Annotated in this window: 15 protein-coding genes; 10 read left to right on the plus strand and 5 right to left on the minus strand. The window is 73.6% G+C overall.

Annotation, left to right across the window (positions count from 1 at the left end; all coding sequences use genetic code 11):
- Positions 1-8 precede the first annotated feature (8 nt).
- The 3 genes from RFN52_RS05610 (at position 9) to mug (ending at position 2891) form a co-directional block, all read left to right on the plus strand.
- On the plus strand, positions 9-788 hold the full coding sequence (locus RFN52_RS05610) for an SGNH/GDSL hydrolase family protein (RefSeq protein WP_184843166.1): 780 nt from the start codon (positions 9-11) through the stop codon (positions 786-788).
- A gap of 92 nt (positions 789-880) precedes the next feature.
- The gene (gene purB / locus RFN52_RS05615) at positions 881-2323 is read left to right on the plus strand and encodes an adenylosuccinate lyase (RefSeq protein ID WP_184843168.1); all 1443 of its coding nucleotides are present in this window, start codon (positions 881-883) and stop codon (positions 2321-2323) included.
- Positions 2324-2345: 22 nt separating this feature from the next.
- The gene (mug, locus tag RFN52_RS05620; RefSeq protein ID WP_184843170.1) at positions 2346-2891 is read left to right on the plus strand and encodes a G/U mismatch-specific DNA glycosylase; all 546 of its coding nucleotides are present in this window, start codon (positions 2346-2348) and stop codon (positions 2889-2891) included.
- A gap of 4 nt (positions 2892-2895) precedes the next feature.
- On the opposite strand, the gene RFN52_RS05625 is transcribed toward mug, so the two are convergent.
- Genes RFN52_RS05625 through RFN52_RS05635 form a run of 3 tightly spaced genes read right to left on the minus strand, consistent with a single transcriptional unit; the run spans position 2896 to position 5031 of the window.
- Entirely contained in the window at positions 2896-3327 is a 432-nt protein-coding gene (locus RFN52_RS05625; RefSeq protein ID WP_184843172.1) for a hypothetical protein, read from the minus strand.
- Positions 3328-3382: 55 nt separating this feature from the next.
- The gene (locus tag RFN52_RS05630) at positions 3383-4108 is read right to left on the minus strand and encodes an ABC transporter permease (protein WP_184843174.1); all 726 of its coding nucleotides are present in this window, start codon (positions 4106-4108) and stop codon (positions 3383-3385) included.
- A 2-nt stretch (positions 4109-4110) separates the two neighbouring features.
- Positions 4111-5031, minus strand: coding sequence for an ATP-binding cassette domain-containing protein (locus tag RFN52_RS05635; RefSeq protein WP_184843176.1), 921 nt, complete (start codon positions 5029-5031; stop codon positions 4111-4113).
- 108 nt (positions 5032-5139) lie between these two features.
- On the opposite strand from RFN52_RS05635, the gene RFN52_RS05640 reads away from it, so the two are divergent.
- The 3 genes from RFN52_RS05640 to RFN52_RS05650 all read left to right on the plus strand — a co-directional run bounded on the left by RFN52_RS05640 (position 5140) and on the right by RFN52_RS05650 (position 8225).
- A complete protein-coding gene (locus RFN52_RS05640; protein ID WP_184843178.1) occupies positions 5140-6312 on the plus strand; it encodes a sensor histidine kinase in 1173 nt (390 codons plus the stop codon).
- A gap of 14 nt (positions 6313-6326) precedes the next feature.
- Positions 6327-6989 carry a response regulator gene (locus RFN52_RS05645; protein ID WP_184843180.1) on the plus strand — a complete coding sequence of 221 codons (663 nt, stop codon included), beginning with the start codon at positions 6327-6329 and terminating at the stop codon, positions 6987-6989.
- An 87-nt stretch (positions 6990-7076) separates the two neighbouring features.
- Positions 7077-8225, plus strand: a complete 1149-nt coding sequence (locus RFN52_RS05650; RefSeq protein ID WP_184843182.1) for an ROK family transcriptional regulator — start codon at positions 7077-7079, stop codon at positions 8223-8225.
- A gap of 95 nt (positions 8226-8320) precedes the next feature.
- Here the strand turns inward: RFN52_RS05650 and RFN52_RS05655 are convergent, their stop codons facing one another.
- Together RFN52_RS05655 and RFN52_RS05660 are read right to left on the minus strand one after the other, a co-directional pair.
- Entirely contained in the window at positions 8321-9082 is a 762-nt protein-coding gene (locus tag RFN52_RS05655; RefSeq protein WP_184843184.1) for a GntR family transcriptional regulator, read from the minus strand.
- 170 nt (positions 9083-9252) lie between these two features.
- Positions 9253-10137, minus strand: a complete 885-nt coding sequence (locus tag RFN52_RS05660) for an RNA polymerase sigma-70 factor (RefSeq protein ID WP_184843186.1) — start codon at positions 10135-10137, stop codon at positions 9253-9255.
- A 110-nt stretch (positions 10138-10247) separates the two neighbouring features.
- Here RFN52_RS05660 and RFN52_RS05665 point away from each other — a divergent pair, with 110 nt between their 5' ends.
- From RFN52_RS05665 to RFN52_RS05680, 4 genes are all read left to right on the plus strand, one after another.
- Positions 10248-10901, plus strand: a complete 654-nt coding sequence (locus tag RFN52_RS05665) for an NADPH-dependent F420 reductase (RefSeq protein WP_184843188.1) — start codon at positions 10248-10250, stop codon at positions 10899-10901.
- Between the two features lie 162 nt (positions 10902-11063).
- Positions 11064-11894 carry an alpha/beta fold hydrolase gene (locus tag RFN52_RS05670; protein ID WP_184843190.1) on the plus strand — a complete coding sequence of 277 codons (831 nt, stop codon included), beginning with the start codon at positions 11064-11066 and terminating at the stop codon, positions 11892-11894.
- A 46-nt stretch (positions 11895-11940) separates the two neighbouring features.
- Positions 11941-13383 (plus strand): MocR-like pyridoxine biosynthesis transcription factor PdxR, encoded by a 1443-nt coding sequence (gene pdxR / locus RFN52_RS05675; protein WP_184843192.1) that lies wholly within the window; start codon positions 11941-11943, stop codon positions 13381-13383.
- 127 nt (positions 13384-13510) lie between these two features.
- Positions 13511-15073 (plus strand): alkaline phosphatase D family protein, encoded by a 1563-nt coding sequence (locus tag RFN52_RS05680; RefSeq protein WP_184843195.1) that lies wholly within the window; start codon positions 13511-13513, stop codon positions 15071-15073.
- The last annotated feature ends 22 nt before the right edge of the window (positions 15074-15095 follow it).

A 15095-nucleotide genomic window follows, 5' to 3' on the forward strand; every position in this document is an offset into this window, starting at 1 on the left:
CCGTCGCCATGCAGACGAACCCCACCTACAGCAGCCTGGTCGCGGTCGGCGACTCCTTCACCGAGGGCATGTCGGATCTGATGCCCGACGGCACCTACCGGGGCTGGGCGGACCTGCTCGCCGCACGGATGGCGGCCCGTACGCCCGGCTTCCGGTACGCCAACCTCGCGGTGCGCGGCAAGCTGATCCAGCAGATCGTCGACGAGCAGGTCGACGTCGCGGCGGCCATGGGAGCCGACGTGATCACCCTGGTCGGCGGCCTCAACGACACCCTGCGGCCCAAGTGCGACATGGGACGGGTGCGCGGGCTCCTGGAGGAGGCCGTGGAGAAGCTCGCCCCCGCCTGCCGGCAGCTCGTGCTGATGCGCAGCCCGGGCCGGCAGGGCCCCGTCCTGGAGCGGTTCCGGCCGCGCATGGAGGAGCTGTTCGCCTGCGTCGACGAGCTGGCAGCCCGGCACGGCGCGATCGTCGTCGACCTGTACGGCGCGCCGTCCCTGAGCGACCCGCGGATGTGGGACGTGGACCGGCTGCACCTGACGGCCGACGGCCACCGCCGGGTCGCGGAGGCGGTGTGGCAGACGCTGGGCTACGACCCCGAGGACGCCGACTGGCGCACGCCGATGGCGGCGACGCTGCCGCCGGGCTGGGTCATGCGGCGGGTGGCGGACGCCCGCTTCGCCCGGCAGCACCTGCTCCCGTGGATAGGCCGCCGGCTGACGGGCCGCTCCTCGGGCGACGGACTGCCGCCCAAGCGGCCGGAGCTGGCGCCCTACGAGGACCTGGCGTAGCCGCAGGTGGACGCGCCGGTCACGGCCTCGTAGGTTCCGACAAGGACACCCGCGGCGCTGGCCTGCACGAATCGCCAGTAGAATCCGGTCACGTGACTTCCGCTCCCGCCAAGCCCCGCATCCCGAACGTCCTCGCCGGACGCTACGCCTCCGCCGAGCTCGCCACGCTCTGGTCGCCCGAGCAGAAGGTGAAGCTGGAGCGGCAGCTCTGGCTCGCCGTGCTGCGGGCCCAGAAGGACCTCGGGATCGAGGTGCCGGACGCGGCGCTCGCCGACTACGAGCGCGTCCTCGACACCGTCGACCTGGCCTCCATCGCCGAGCGCGAGAAGGTCACGCGGCACGACGTGAAGGCGCGGATCGAGGAGTTCAACGACCTCGCCGGGCACGAGCACGTGCACAAGGGCATGACCTCCCGCGACCTCACCGAGAACGTCGAGCAGCTCCAGATCCGCCTCTCGCTGGAACTGGTGCGCGACCGCACGGTCGCCGTCCTGGCCCGGCTCGGCAAGCTCGCCGGCGAGTACGGCGAGCTGGTCATGGCCGGCCGCTCGCACAACGTCGCTGCACAGGCCACCACCCTCGGCAAGCGCTTCGCCACCGCCGCCGACGAGCTGCTCGTCGCCCACGGCCGCATCGAGGAGCTGCTGGGCCGCTACCCGCTGCGCGGCATCAAGGGCCCGGTCGGCACCGCGCAGGACATGCTGGACCTGCTCGGCGGGGACGCCGGAAAGCTCGCGGACCTGGAGCAGCGGATCGCCGGGCACCTGGGCTTCTCGCAGGCGTTCACCTCGGTCGGCCAGGTCTACCCGCGCTCGCTGGACTACGAGGTCGTCACCGCGCTGGTGCAGCTGGCGGCGGCCCCGTCGTCGCTGGCCAAGACGATCCGGCTGATGGCCGGGCACGAGCTGGTCACCGAGGGCTTCAAGCCCGGCCAGGTCGGCTCCTCGGCGATGCCGCACAAGATGAACACCCGCTCCTGCGAGCGCGTCAACGGCCTGATGGTGATCCTGCGCGGCTACGCCTCCATGACCGGCGAGCTGGCGGGCGACCAGTGGAACGAGGGCGACGTCTCCTGCTCGGTGGTGCGCCGGGTCGCGCTGCCGGACGCGTTCTTCGCCTTGGACGGCCTGCTGGAGACGTTCCTGACGGTGCTCGACGAGTTCGGCGCGTTCCCGGCGGTCGTCGCCCGTGAGCTGGACCGCTACCTGCCGTTCCTCGCCACCACGAAGGTGCTGATGGGCGCCGTGCGCGCGGGCGTGGGCCGGGAGCTCGCGCACGAGGCGATCAAGGAGAACGCCGTCGCCTCCGCGCTCGCCATGCGCGAGCAGGGCGCCGAGCGCAACGAACTGCTCGACAAGCTGGCCGCCGACGCGCGCATCCCGCTGGACCGGGGCCGGCTGGACGCGCTGATGGCCGACAAGCTGTCCTTCACCGGCGCGGCGGGCGACCAGGTCGCCGCCGTCGTCGCCCGGGTCGAGGAGATCGTCAAGCAGAACCCCCAGGCCGCGGGCTACACGCCCGGGGCGATCCTCTGACACGCCGGCCGGGTGGCCGACGGTGCCGCGTTTCACGCCCGAGGAGCTTCAGGCCGCCCGCGACCGCGTCGTGCCCGACGTGGTCGCGGAGGATCTGCACGTGCTGTTCTGCGGCATCAACCCCGGTCTGATGACGGCCGCGACGGGCCATCACTTCGCCCGCCCGGGCAACCGCTTCTGGCCGGTGCTGCACCGGTCCGGGTTCACACCGCGGCTGCTGAAGCCGTCCGAGCAGCAGGAGCTCCTGTCGTACGGGCTCGGCATCACGAATGTCGTGGCGCGGCCCTCCGCCCGGGCCGACGAGCTGAGCGCCGAGGAGTACCGGGAGGGCGGGCGGCTGCTCGCAGCGAAGGTGGAGCGGCTGCGGCCGCGCTGGCTGGCCGTAGTAGGGGTGACCGCCTACCGGGCCGCGTTCGACGACCGCGCGGCGCGGGTGGGGCCGCAGTCGCGGACGATCGGGGACACGCACCTGTGGGTGCTGCCCAATCCGAGCGGGCTGAACGCGCACTGGACGGCCGAGACGATGGCGGAGGAGTTCGGCCGGCTGAGGGAAGCCTCCGGGGCCTGATCCGCTACGGCGGGTCCGTCTCCGTGACCAGGGCCAGCAGCCGGACTTCCCGTGACAGGTCACGGTCCCCGACCGCCACGGCGACCCAGCGGCCCGTGCCCTCCACCTCCCACAGGTGGGCGACGCCCGCGCACGCGCTCAACTCGGCCCACGGCCGGGGTATCTCCTCCCGCTCGGTGCGCAGCAGGAGGGTCTGCAGGTTGTAGGGGTCCGTGTCGCCCCAGCGGGAGGCGAGGAGCTCGTAGAGCGCGTCGCGGTCCTTCTCGTACTGGTCGATCGTCACCGCCCGGGCCGCCGGGCCGGTGTCCGCCGCGGCCTCTAACACCGCGACGTGGTGACCCGGTCCCGAAAAACCGACGTCCGACGGGCCGTGCTCCGCCGGAAAGGGGCGGTAGCACAGCTCGTCGATGACGGCGATGTGCTGTGCGATGTTCATGGGTCCAGTAAACCCGCCCCCACTGACACTTGGCGGGGCATCACCCGGCTCGCCGTCAGGCGTCCCTGCGGCGCAGGCGCCAGGCTCCCGCCAGCAGGGCGGCGGCCGTCCACAGCGCGGTCACGGCGAGCCCCGACCACGGCCCCAGGGTGCCGTCGTACGTCTCCCGGAGGACCAGTTGGCCGGCCTTGTCCGGCAGGAAGTCGGCGACGGTGCCGGTGGCGTCGCCGATCACGAACGAGACCACGAGGATGAACGGCACCAGCAGGGAGAGGGTGGCCACTCCGCTGCGGAGCAGGGTGGCGATCCCCGCGGCGAACAGCGCCATCAGCATGAGGTAGACGCCGCACCCGACGACCGCGCGCACCTGCTCACCGGTGCTGAGCCCGCCGGCCGCCGGGCCGAGGCCCGCCCGCGCCGCGAACAGGGCGGCGAGGGCCGTCACCAGCCCCACGAGGAACACCGGTACGGCGATGACGGCCGCCTTGGCCGCGAACCACCGGCCGCGTCGCGGCACCGCGGCCAGCGAGAGCCGCAGCGCGCCCTGGTGGAACTCCGACGACACGGCCATGGCCCCGAAGGAGACGGCCGCGATCTGGCCCGGTATGACGCCGGACAGCGACGCGAACAGCGGATCGAACCCCGGTTCCGAGGCATCCGAGACACCGGCGATCGCGGAGAACGCGATGGTGGCCGCGAACAGCGCCAGCAGCGCTCCGGGGAGCGAGCGCAGCGTGCGGATCTTCAGCCACTCGGAGCGCAGTACGGGCGTGAGTTCCATGGTCAGGCCTCCTGGTGCTGTGCGGTGAACTCGGTCTCGGCCCCGGTGAGGTCGAAGTAGGCCTGCTCCAACGTGCCCTCCTCGGCGGCCAGTTCCAGGACGGGCAGGCCCGCGGCCGAGGCGATGCGACCGATGTCGTCCACCTGTGCGTCGTGCACGGTCCAGTGCCCGTCCGGGTGCTCCTCCGCGTCGTGGCCGTGCCGGGCGAGGGCAGACGTGAGCGCGACGGGATCGGTCGTGCGGATGCGCACGCGGGGCTGCACGCGCGCGTGGATGAAGTCCCGCATCGGGGTGTCGGCCAGGAGCCGGCCCCGGCCGAGGACGACGAGGTGGTCGGCGAAGGAGGCGGTCTCGTTCATCAGATGGCTGGAGACCAGGACCGTGCGGCCCTCCCCCGCGAGCCTGCGCAGCAACGTCCGTATCCACACGATGCCTTCGGGGTCGAGGCCGTTGGACGGCTCGTCCAGCATGACGACCTCGGGGTCGCCCAGCAGGGCGGCGGCGATGCCGAGCCGCTGGCGCATGCCCAGGGAGTACGTCCGCACGCGGCGCCGGGCCACCGACGTCAGGCCCGTCTCCTGGAGGACCTCGTCGACCCGCCGGTCCGGGATGCGGTTGCTCGCCGCGAGGACCCGCAGGTGGTCGCGGGCGGTGCGGGAGCCGTGCGCGGCCTGTGCGTCGAGCAGGGCGCCCACGTGGCGCAGGGGTTCGCGGAGCGCCGGGTAGGGCCGGCCGCCGATCGTGGCGGAGCCGGCGGTCGGCCGGTCGAGGCCGAGCGCCAGCCGCATGGTGGTGGACTTCCCGGCGCCGTTCGGGCCGAGGAAGCCGGTGACGCGGCCGGGGTGCACACGGAAGGTGAGCCGGTCCACGGCCCGCCGGCCGCCGAACTCCTTGGTGAGGTCCTGGACGTCGATGCTGGTCATGACAGCAGCGTGGCAACCGGACCGGACTACGGTCCTCCCCCGGCGGTGGAGATCGCCTCCCCCGTGCGGGGGAGGCTCGCTGTCGGTGCCTGCTGGCACGATGACGCCATGGTCCGCATGCTGCGCCCCTTCACCCGGGCGGTGACGTACACGCGGTGGCTGCATCTCTCCATGGCCATCGTGTGGCCCTCCCTGTGGCTGTTCATCGACGAGGCGTGGTGGACGGTGGCCACGGCGACCGTGCTGCTGGGGCTCGCGGGTCTCGTCCCCGCCATGCGGGTCGTGGAGGGGTTCCAGGCCAGGCTGCTGCTGCTGACCGGCCAACGGGACGGCGGCGAGAGCCCGGAGATCGTCGTCACCCCCTCGGCCACCTGGGGCGACCGCGGCCGGGTGGTGGTGTGGCTCCAGACGAGGCTGTTCTTCGGCGCCCTGGTGTCGCATCTCGCCGTCCAACTGCTCCTCCTCGGGGTGGACCTGGTGTCGACGGGGATCAGCGGCGAACGCGTCGGCGGCGCCTGGCTCGTCGTCACGGGTCACCACTGGTGGCACGCCCTGCTGGCGCCCCTGCCCCTGGTCCTGGCGGCGGCCGTCGTGGTCGGTTCGGGGCACCTCATCACGGCTCTCGCGCTGCGCCTGCTCGGCCCTTCCCCCGCCGAGCGGCTCGCCGCACTGGAGGAGCGCACGGAACAGCTCCTGGAACGCACGCGGATCGCCCGCGAGTTGCACGACTCCATCGGGCACGCGCTCACGGTCGCCGTCGTGCAGGCGGGGGCGGCCCGGGCGGCGGGCGATCCCGCCTTCACCGACCGGGCCCTGGGCGCCATCGAGGAGACCGGCCGGGCCGCCCTGGAGGACCTGGAGCGGGTGCTCGGCGTCCTGCGTGAGTCGGGGAAACCGGTGAGCGGCAGACCGACCCTCGCCGACGCCGACCGCCTTCTGGAGTCGGCCCGGGCCTCCGGGGCGAAGGTCGACGCCGAGGTGACCGGCCCGGTGGAGACGGTGCCAGGTCCGGTGTCCCGGGAGGGCTACCGCATCCTCCAGGAGTCGCTGACCAACGTGCTGCGGCACGCGGGGGCGGTCCCGGTGCGCGTCCGTGTGAACGTCGCCGACGACGCCCTCGTGCTCGCGATACGCAATCCGCTGCCGGCCGGGGCCCCCGGCGCGGGGCGCGGCAGCGGGCTGCGCGGGATACGCGAACGCGCGGCCCTGCTCGGCGGGCTGGCCCGGACCGGGCCCGACGAAGGCGACTGGCAGGTCCATGCTGAACTGCCGTTGAGTTGATCTACGCTGGTCCGATGCCGGTCACCGTTCTCCTCGTCGACGACGAACCCCTGGTGCGCGCGGGTCTGCGGGCCGTGCTGGAGGCGCAGCCCGACATCGAGGTCGTCGGGGAGGCGGCGGACGGGGCGGCGGTGATCCCGCTGGTGCGGCGGTTGCGGCCGGACGTGGTCGCGATGGACGTACGGATGCCGCTGCTGGACGGCATCGAGGCCACCCGGGCGCTGCTGCGGGCGGTCGACGATCCGCCGCGGATCCTCGTGGTGACGACGTTCGAGAACGACGAGTACGTGTACGAGGCGCTGCGGGCGGGAGCCGACGGGTTCCTGCTCAAGCGGGCCCGGCCCGCCGAGATCGTGCACGCGGTGCGGCTGATCGCCGAGGGCGAGTCGCTGCTGTTCCCGGCCTCGGTGCGGCAGCTCGCCGCCGAGTACGGCGACACCGGCGGCAACCGCGCGGCGCGGGCCGTGCTGGAGCGGGCCCAGCTGACCGAGCGCGAGTCCGAGGTGCTGCGGCTGATGGCCCGGGGCCTGTCGAACGCGGAGATCGCCGCCCGCCTGGTCGTGGGGACCGAGACCGTGAAGTCGCATGTCAGCGCGGTGCTGGCGAAGCTGGGGGCGCGGGACCGCACCCAGGCGGTGATCGCGGCGTACGAGTCGGGGTTCGTGGCGCCCGGCTGATCACCGGGCCGGTGCCCGCCCCTCGCCGGGGTGCGCCGCGTCGCAGTACGATCCGGCCAACACGGGCACGACCTGGGAGGACGGACGGTGGGGCGGCTGACCGGCGGGGATCCCTCGCTGCTGCGAAGGATCAACTCCGCGGTGGTGCTGCACGCGCTGCGCGCCACGGACTGCGCGACGCTGACCGAGATCACCCGGGTGACGGGGCTGTCCCGGCCGACCGTGGAAGGCGTCGTCGAGGGGCTCATCGAGGCCGGGCTCGTCGTGGAGAAGGCGGCCGAGGAGGGCGCTGCCCGGCGGCAGGGGCGTCCGGCGCGGCGGTTCCGGTTCCGCGCGGAGGCCGGTCATCTGCTCGGGCTGGAGATCGGCGCGCACCGGGTGGCAGCGCTGCTGTCCGACCTGGACGGCCGGGTGATCGGCGCGCAGGCCAGGGAGGTCCCCGAGACGGCGGAGGCCGATGAGCGGCTGGAGCGCCTGCGCGGGGCCGTCGCCGAGTTGTTGCGGCGGGCCGGGGTGGCACGCGGCTCGCTGCGGGCCGTGGGCGTGGCCACGCCCGGGATCGTGGAGGCCGACGGCACGGTACGGCTGGGCACGGCGCTGCCGGGGTGGACGGGGCTGCGGCTGGGCGAGCGGCTGAGCCGGTCGTTCAAGTGCCCGGTGCTGGTCGAGAACGACGCCAACGCGGCCGTCGTCGCCGAGCACTGGAAGGGCGCGGCCACCGAGTCGGACGACGTGGTGTTCGTGCTGGCGGGGCTGAGCCCGGGAGCCGGTTCGCTGATCGGGGGCCGGCTGCACCGGGGGTACGGCGGAGCGGCCGGCGAGATCGGTGCGCTGCATCTGCTGGGCCGGGAGGTGACACCCGAGACGCTGCTGTCCACCACGGGCGAGCCCCTGCACCCCCTCGACGAGCAGGCCGTCGCCGGGGTCTTCGCGCAGGCCCGCGAGGGCGACCAGCGGGCCCGCGCCGCCGTCGACCGCTTCCTCCAGCGCCTGGTCCACGACGTGGCCGCGCTGGTCCTCGCCCTGGACCCGGAGCTGGTCGTCGTCGGCGGCTGGGCGGCGGGCCTGGACGGCGTCCTGGGCCCCCTCCGCCAGGAACTCGCCCGCTACTGCCTGCGCCCCCCGGAGGTCACCCTCTCCGGCCTCGGAGACGCGGCCGTGGCCACAGGCGCCCTGCGCCTGGCCCTGGACCACGTGGAGGAACAGCTCTTCGCGGTGGAGCAACGCCCCCTTTAGGGGCGCGGGGCCGTGTCGGCATGCGGCTCCGCGTGGGCGCGATCAGCCACAGCGAACGCGCGGCCCCGGTTCACCACACCCCCGCGGCGCGAAGGTCAGGACGCCTGCCGCTGATGTCGGTCGTGGATCTCCACGTTCCCCGAGTCGCCGAAGGTCAGTCGGCACGTGTCAGCGCGGTAGGTCGCCACGGACAGCGCAGCCGTACGCCCCAGAGCGATGAAGCGGGTCGTGACGACAAGGACCGGCGCCCCCGGCAGCCGGTCCAGCTCCTTCGCCTCGTCGGCCCCGGCGGAGCCGAGCTCCACCGCGTTCTCCTGCCGCTCCGGCTCCAGCCGCTGCAACTCCCGCAGCACCGCACGCGCGTGTGCCGCCCCGGAGGGCGCTTCGATGCCGGAGAGCTCGGGCACCGAGGGCTGCGGGATGTACAGCAGCTCCGCGGCCACGGGCCGGCCGTGCGAGACCCGGGAGCGCCGCACGATGTGCACGGGCTCGTCGCGGGCGGTCTCCAGCGCGTCGGCGACGGCCGCCGGCGGCACGTCCGCCGTGCAGTCGACCGGCTGCCAGGCGTCCTCGGAGCCGCCCGGCCAGGTGTGCGGGCCGGTGCCGAGGGAGACGCCCATGCGGGGCGGCGCGACGGTCGTGCCGACACCGCGGCGGCGCTGCAGCCTGCCTTCGAGTTCGAGCTGCTCCAAGGCCTGGCGGAGCGTGGCCCGCGCGACGCCGAAGCGGGCCGCGAGGTCGCGCTCGTTCGGCAGGATCTCCCCCACCGAGAACTCCGAGTCGAGCGCTTCACTGAGCACCGTCTTGAGGTGCCAGTACTTCGGCTCCTGCACCGATTCCAGCTGCGTGGTCCCCACCCTGTCCTCCGCAATCGCCGTGGTCGGCGGCGTTTTAGCGCCCTTGTTTATTAAAGGTTGTTGCACTTCTCTGCGACCATAGGGCGGCCCTGATCCTTGGTCAAGACCAATGGCCGGGAACGTTCACGGGGCGTCCGCGCGGGGCCTCGGACCGGGCCCCGCAGGGGTGTCTAGGCGGCGGCCAGGGACCGCAGCTTGTCGGGGTTGCGGATGATGTAGACCGACCGCACGGTGCCGTCGGCCACGTCGAGCTGGAGGACGGAGTCGGGCTCGCCGCCGGACAGGATCAGCACGGCCGGGCCGCCGTTGACCTCCAGGAAGCGCATGGTCAGGCCCGGGAGGCTCTTCTGCGCGGTGCCGATGAGGAAACGGCCGACCTTGTCGGCGGTCCGCAGGACCCGCAGCGGCGCCCGCGACTTGCCGCCGCTGTCGCCGACGAGCCGGACCTCCGGGGCGAGCAGCGCCATGAGGCCTTCGAGGTCGCCGTCGGCCGCGGCGGCGAGGAACCGCTCGGTGAGGTCGCGGCGCTCGGCGGGGTCGACGTCGTAGCGCGGGCGCCGCTCCTCGACGTGCTTGCGGGCCCGCCCGGCGAGCTGGCGCACCGCCGGTTCGCCGCGGTCGAGCATGGCGGCGATGTCGGCGTAAGGGAAGCCGAAGGCCTCGCGCAGCACGAAGACGGCCCGCTCCAGCGGTGACAGCGACTCCAGCACGACGAGGACGGCGAGGGAGACGGAGTCGGCGAGCACGGCCCGTTCGGCGGTGTCCGGCACGGTGTCGCCGAAGTCGGTGACGTACGGCTCGGGCAGCCAGGGTCCGACGTACGTCTCGCCGCGGGACTTGATCTGGCGCAGCCGGTCGATGGCGAGGCGGGTGGTGATCCGTACGAGGTAGCCGCGCGGTTCACGCACGTCTGCTCGGTCGCTGCCGGACCAGCGCAGCCAGGCCTCCTGGACCACGTCCTCCGCGTCGGCCACCCGGCCGAGCATGCGGTAGGCGACGCCCAGCAGGACGGGGCGGTGTGCTTCGAAGACGTCGGTCGCGGTCTCGGTGGTCACGGCTCCATCCCAGCCCACCGATGCGGCCCTGTCCAGGCGGAATCATCCCTTCCCGGACACAATGGCCGACAGCGCGCCGGTGATCGGCGGCATGGTTCCCGGAGGTGGCGATGCGGTACGCGGTGCTGGGCACGGGACAGGTCGGGCGCACGCTCGGCGGGCGGCTGGTGGAGCTGGGGCACGAGGTGCGGCTCGGCTCGCGCACGCGAGACAACACGGCCGCTGTGCAGTGGGCCGCCGACGCGGGCCCGGGCGGGGGCGTGGGGACGTTCGCGGAGGCAGCGGAGTTCGGGGAGGTGGTGGTGAACGCGGTCGGCGGGCGGGTGGCGCTCGCCGCGCTGGAGGCGGCCGGGGCGGAGAACATCGACGGGAAGGTCGTCGTGGACGTGTCCAACCCGCTGGCGGTCGAGGAGGGTGAGCTGCGGCTGTCCCCTGTCGAGTCGGACAGCGTGGGCGAGCAGATCCAGCGGGCGTTTCCGCACGCGCGCGTGGTGAAGTCGCTCAACACGGTCAACTGCCGGGTGATGGTGGATCCGGCGAGCGTGCCGGGCGAGCACAACGTCTTCGTCTGTGGGGACGACCCGGACGCCAAGGAGCAGGTGACGGCGCTGCTCGGGGAGTTCGGCTGGCCGGCGGACCGCGTGCTCGACCTCGGCGGGATCCGGGCGGCCCGGGCCGTGGAGATGTGGCTGCCCCTGTGGGCCGGCCTGTTCCGGAAGTTCGGGCACGGCGAGTTCAACCTGGAGGTGCGGCGGGCCCGTTGAGCGGCCCGGCACCGTGAGGGCGGCGGCACCATGCGGCCACGGCCGGGGAGCCGTTGCTGCCCGGCACCGCGAAGGCGGCGGCGCCACGGGGCTACCGGCGGGTAGCAATTGCTGACAAGCTGTCTACGGCGTCCGTCAGCGAGTACAGCCGAGGAGCACCCCATGTCCGCCACCGTCTCCTTCAAAGTCGCCTCCGCGCAGGGCGATCAGAGCGTGACCCTGTCCTACACGCGCCGGGGCAGCGGCGAGCCGCTCCTGCTCCTGCACGGCATCGGCCACCACCGCCAGGTGTGGGACCCGGTGATCCCCGCGCTGGCGGCCGAGCGCGACGTGATCGCCGTGGACCTGCCCGGCTGCGGCGAGTCGCCGGCGCTCCCCGGCGGCATGGCGCACGACCTGCCCACGATGAGCACGGTCCTGAGCGCGCTCTTCGGCGCGCTGGAGATCGAACGGCCGCACGTGGCGGGCAACTCGCTGGGCGGCCTGCTCGCGCTGGACCTGGCCCGGTCGCGACTCGTCCGCTCCGTCACCGCCCTGTCCCCCGCCGGGTTCTGGAACGAGGCCGAGCGCCGCTACGCCTTCACGGTGCTGATGGCCATGCGGCAGATCGCCCGCCGGATGCCGCCGCCCATGGTCGAGCGGCTGGCCCGCCCGGCCATCGGCCGCACCCTGCTGACGAGCACCATCTACGCCCGCCCGGGCCGCCGTTCCCCCGAGGCCGTGGTCGCCGAGACCCTCGCGCTGGCCCGGGCCCAGGGGTTCTCCGAGACGCTGCGCTCCGGCCGGACCGTGCAGTTCACCGACGACATCGTGGGCACGCCGGTCACCGTCGCGTGGGGCAACCGGGACCGGCTGCTCATCCCGCGCCAGGGCCTGCGTGCCAAGGGCGTCATTCCCGGGGCCCGGCTGGTACGGCTGCCCGGCTGCGGCCACGTCCCGATGAACGACGACCCGGCCCTGGTGGCCCGGGTGGTCCTCGACGGCAGCCGCTGACCGGCCCGGGGGGGGGACGGCAGAACCTCCTCTAGGGTTCTGCCTCATGAGGCAGACGCGGAGCGCAGACCCGGGCGAAGGCGCGGCGTCCGCCGCCTGGGAGCTGCTGCTCCCCGCCGCTTCCGCTCCGGCACGCACGCGTGGCCGTTCCCTGCAGGCGGCGCTGCGCGAGGCGGTCCGCTCGGGCCGGCTCGCCCCGGGCACCCGGCTGCCGTCGAGCCGGGACCTCGCCGCGGACCTGGGGGTGTCGCGCGGGCTGGTCACGGAGGCCTACGAGCAGCTGACGGCCGAGGGATATCTGCGCAGCGGCCGGGGTTCGGGGACCTGGGTGGGCGCTGCCGTCCGGGCGGCGGAGCCGCGGGCGCACGATCTCGCACCGCGCTCACCCGGCACCCGAGCGGACTTCGTGCCCGGGACGCCGGACCTGGCGCTGTTCCCGCGCGCCGCGTGGGCCGCCGCGCACCGCGGCGTCCTGGCGGACCTGCCGCACCAGGAGCTGGGCTACCCCGACCCGCGCGGGCTGCCGCGGCTGCGTACCGCGCTGGCCGAACTGCTCGCCCGGCGGCGGGGCGTGGTGGCCGACCCGGAGCGGATCGTCGTCGTCTCGGGGGTGGCCCAGGCGACCACCCTGCTCGGTTTCGCGCTGCACGCGCGCGGGATGCGCGCGGTCGGCGTGGAGGACCCGGGCAGTCCGCAGCATGACGCGCTGTACGCGTCGGCCGGGGTCACCGTCGTGCCCCTGCCGGTGGACGACGAGGGCGTCGCCCCGGAGCCGCTGCGGGCCTCGGGCGTCCGGGCCGTGGTGACGACTCCGGCCCACCAGTTCCCCACCGGCATCGCCTACTCGGCCCGGCGCCGCGCGGAACTCCTGGACTGGGCACGGTCGGTGGACGGCATCGTCCTGGAGGACGACTACGACGGCGACTTCCGTTACGACCGTGCACCGGTCGGCGCGCTCCAGGGCCTCGACCCGGACCACGTGGCCTACACGGGCTCGGTCAGCAAGTCCCTCGCGCCGGGCCTGCGGCTGGGCTGGATGCTGGTGCCGGAGTCCTGGGCGGAGGAGGTCGTCGAACGCAAGCGCACCATGGATCTCGGCCACCCCTCCCTCGACCAGGCCCTGTTCGCCCGCTTCCTGGAGCGCGGCGACTACGACCGTCAGCTGCGCCGCTGCCAGCGCGCCTACCGCGACCGGCGTGACGCGCTGGTCGCCGCCCTGGACGCGCACTTCCCCGGTTCGAGAGTGTCCGGGATCGCCGCCGGCCTCCATGTGATCGCCACACTGCCGCAGCGGTACGGGCCCGAGGAGCGGTTCCTCGCGCGGGTGGCGGAGGCGGGGGTGGCGGTGCGCCCGCTGTCGGCGTACGCCCACACGCCGGCCGCGCCCGAGGAGGCCGGCGGGGTTCGGCTCGTCCTGGGTTACGCCCATGTGCCGCCCGCCCGGATCGCCGCGGGTGTGCGCCTGATGGCGGAGGCTGCGACCGGGTGAGCCGACCGGTTCGCGGGTTCCCTCACCCTGCGGTCAGTTGTTCACTTGGGGTTCGTGTGTGCGCTGCGACGTGCCAGTAGTTGTGGCTCTGCACACTTGGCCGGATCCCGTCCCTGGAGGCGCATCCATGTCACACCGTCCGTTGCCCGGGCGCCGTAGCGTCCTGCGTGGTTCCCTCGCGGCGTCGGCCGCCCTGTCCCTGCCCACCGCCCTCGGCGCGGCACCCGCGTTCGCGCGCTCCGGGCGCCCGGCGGCGGGATGGGGTGTGCAGGCGGGAGACGTGACCTGCGACTCCGGGCTGGTGTGGGTGCGCTCCGACCGGCCCGCCCGGATGATCGTGGAGACCTCGGCGACCGAGTCGTTCCGCAACCCGCACCGGTGGCACGGCCCGCTGCTGGGCCCGGGCAGCGACTTCACCGGCACGACCCGGCTGCGCGGGCTGCCCGCCGGTGAGCAGATCCACTACCGCGTGCTGCTCGCCGACCCGGACGACCCGCGCCGCACGGGCGAGCCGGTCACCGGCACCTTCCGCACGGCCTCCGCAAAGCGCCGCGACGGTGTGCGGTTCGTGTGGTCCGGGGACCTGGCCGGGCAGGGCTGGGGCATCAACCCGGATCTCGGCGGCTACCGCATCTACGACGCCATGGGCGCCCTCGACCCGGACTTCTTCCTCTGCAGCGGCGACAACATCTACGCCGACGGCCCGATCTCCGGGACCGTGACGCTGCCCGACGGCCGCACCTGGCGGAACATCACGACCGAGGAGAAGGCGAAGGTCGCCGAGACCCTCGCGGAGTTCCGCGGCAACTTCCGCTACAACCTGCTCGACGAGAACCTGCGTGCCTTCAACGCCCGGGTCCCGTCCGTCGTCCAGTGGGACGACCACGAGGTCGTCAACAACTGGTACCCGGGCGAGATGCTCACCGACGCCCGCTACACCGAGAAGCGCGTCGACGTGCTCGCCGCCCGCGCCCGCCAGGCCTTCTCCGAGTACTTCCCGGTCTCCACGCTGCGCCGCCCCGACGGCAGGGTCTACCGCGTGCAGCACCACGGCCCGCTGCTGGACGTGTTCGTCCTGGACATGCGCACCTACCGCAACGCGAACTCGCCGGACGACCAGCCCACCGACCCGCAGGGCATCCTCGGCCGGGAGCAACTGGAGTGGCTCAAGCGCGAGCTGTCCCGCTCCCGGGCGGTGTGGAAGGTGATCGCCTCCGACATGCCGATCGGCCTCGTGGTCCCCGACGGCACGAACATCGAGGCCGTCGCCCAGGGCGACCCCGGCAAGCCGCTCGGCCGCGAGCTGCAGATCGCCGAACTGCTGCGGTTCGTCAAGCACCGGCGGATCACGGGCACGGTGTGGCTGACGGCCGATGTGCACCACACCTCGGCGCAGCACTACCTGCCGTCGAAGGCCGCCTTCACCGACTTCGAGCCGTTCTGGGAGTTCGTCTCGGGGCCCCTCAACGCCGGTGCCTTCCCCGCGAACGCGCTCGACGGCACCTTCGGTCCGGACCGCGTGTTCGTGAAGGCACCGACGACCGCCAACGTCTCCCCCGCCGGCGGCTTCCAGTTCTTCGGCGAGGTCGACATCGACGGCCACAGCGGCGAACTGACGGTACGTCTGCGGGAGCAGGACGGCACCGTGCTGTTCACGCAGACGCTCCAGCCGGGCCTGGTCGGCCAGTAGGCACGAAGCGCAACGTTTGAAG

It is taken from the genome of Streptomyces collinus (genome assembly GCF_031348265.1).
GTDB classification, from domain to species: Bacteria; Actinomycetota; Actinomycetes; order Streptomycetales; family Streptomycetaceae; genus Streptomyces; species Streptomyces collinus.

Bases quoted from the DNA above. Each gene is read 5' to 3' on its own strand.
- RFN52_RS05635 (WP_184843176.1), bottom strand. From the start codon at position 5,031: ATGACCAGCATCGACGTCCAGGACCTCACCAAGGAGTTCGGCGGCCGG.
- RFN52_RS05670 (WP_184843190.1), top strand. From the start codon at position 11,064: ATGTCCGCCACCGTCTCCTTCAAAGTCGCCTCCGCGCAGGGCGATCAG.
- RFN52_RS05625 (WP_184843172.1), bottom strand. From the start codon at position 3,327: ATGAACATCGCACAGCACATCGCCGTCATCGACGAGCTGTGCTACCGC.
- RFN52_RS05665 (WP_184843188.1), top strand. From the start codon at position 10,248: ATGCGGTACGCGGTGCTGGGCACGGGACAGGTCGGGCGCACGCTCGGC.
- RFN52_RS05610 (WP_184843166.1), top strand. From the start codon at position 9: ATGCAGACGAACCCCACCTACAGCAGCCTGGTCGCGGTCGGCGACTCC.
- RFN52_RS05680 (WP_184843195.1), top strand. From the start codon at position 13,511: ATGTCACACCGTCCGTTGCCCGGGCGCCGTAGCGTCCTGCGTGGTTCC.
- pdxR (WP_184843192.1), top strand. From the start codon at position 11,941: ATGAGGCAGACGCGGAGCGCAGACCCGGGCGAAGGCGCGGCGTCCGCC.
- RFN52_RS05640 (WP_184843178.1), top strand. From the start codon at position 5,140: ATGGTCCGCATGCTGCGCCCCTTCACCCGGGCGGTGACGTACACGCGG.
- RFN52_RS05630 (WP_184843174.1), bottom strand. From the start codon at position 4,108: ATGGAACTCACGCCCGTACTGCGCTCCGAGTGGCTGAAGATCCGCACG.
- RFN52_RS05645 (WP_184843180.1), top strand. From the start codon at position 6,327: ATGCCGGTCACCGTTCTCCTCGTCGACGACGAACCCCTGGTGCGCGCG.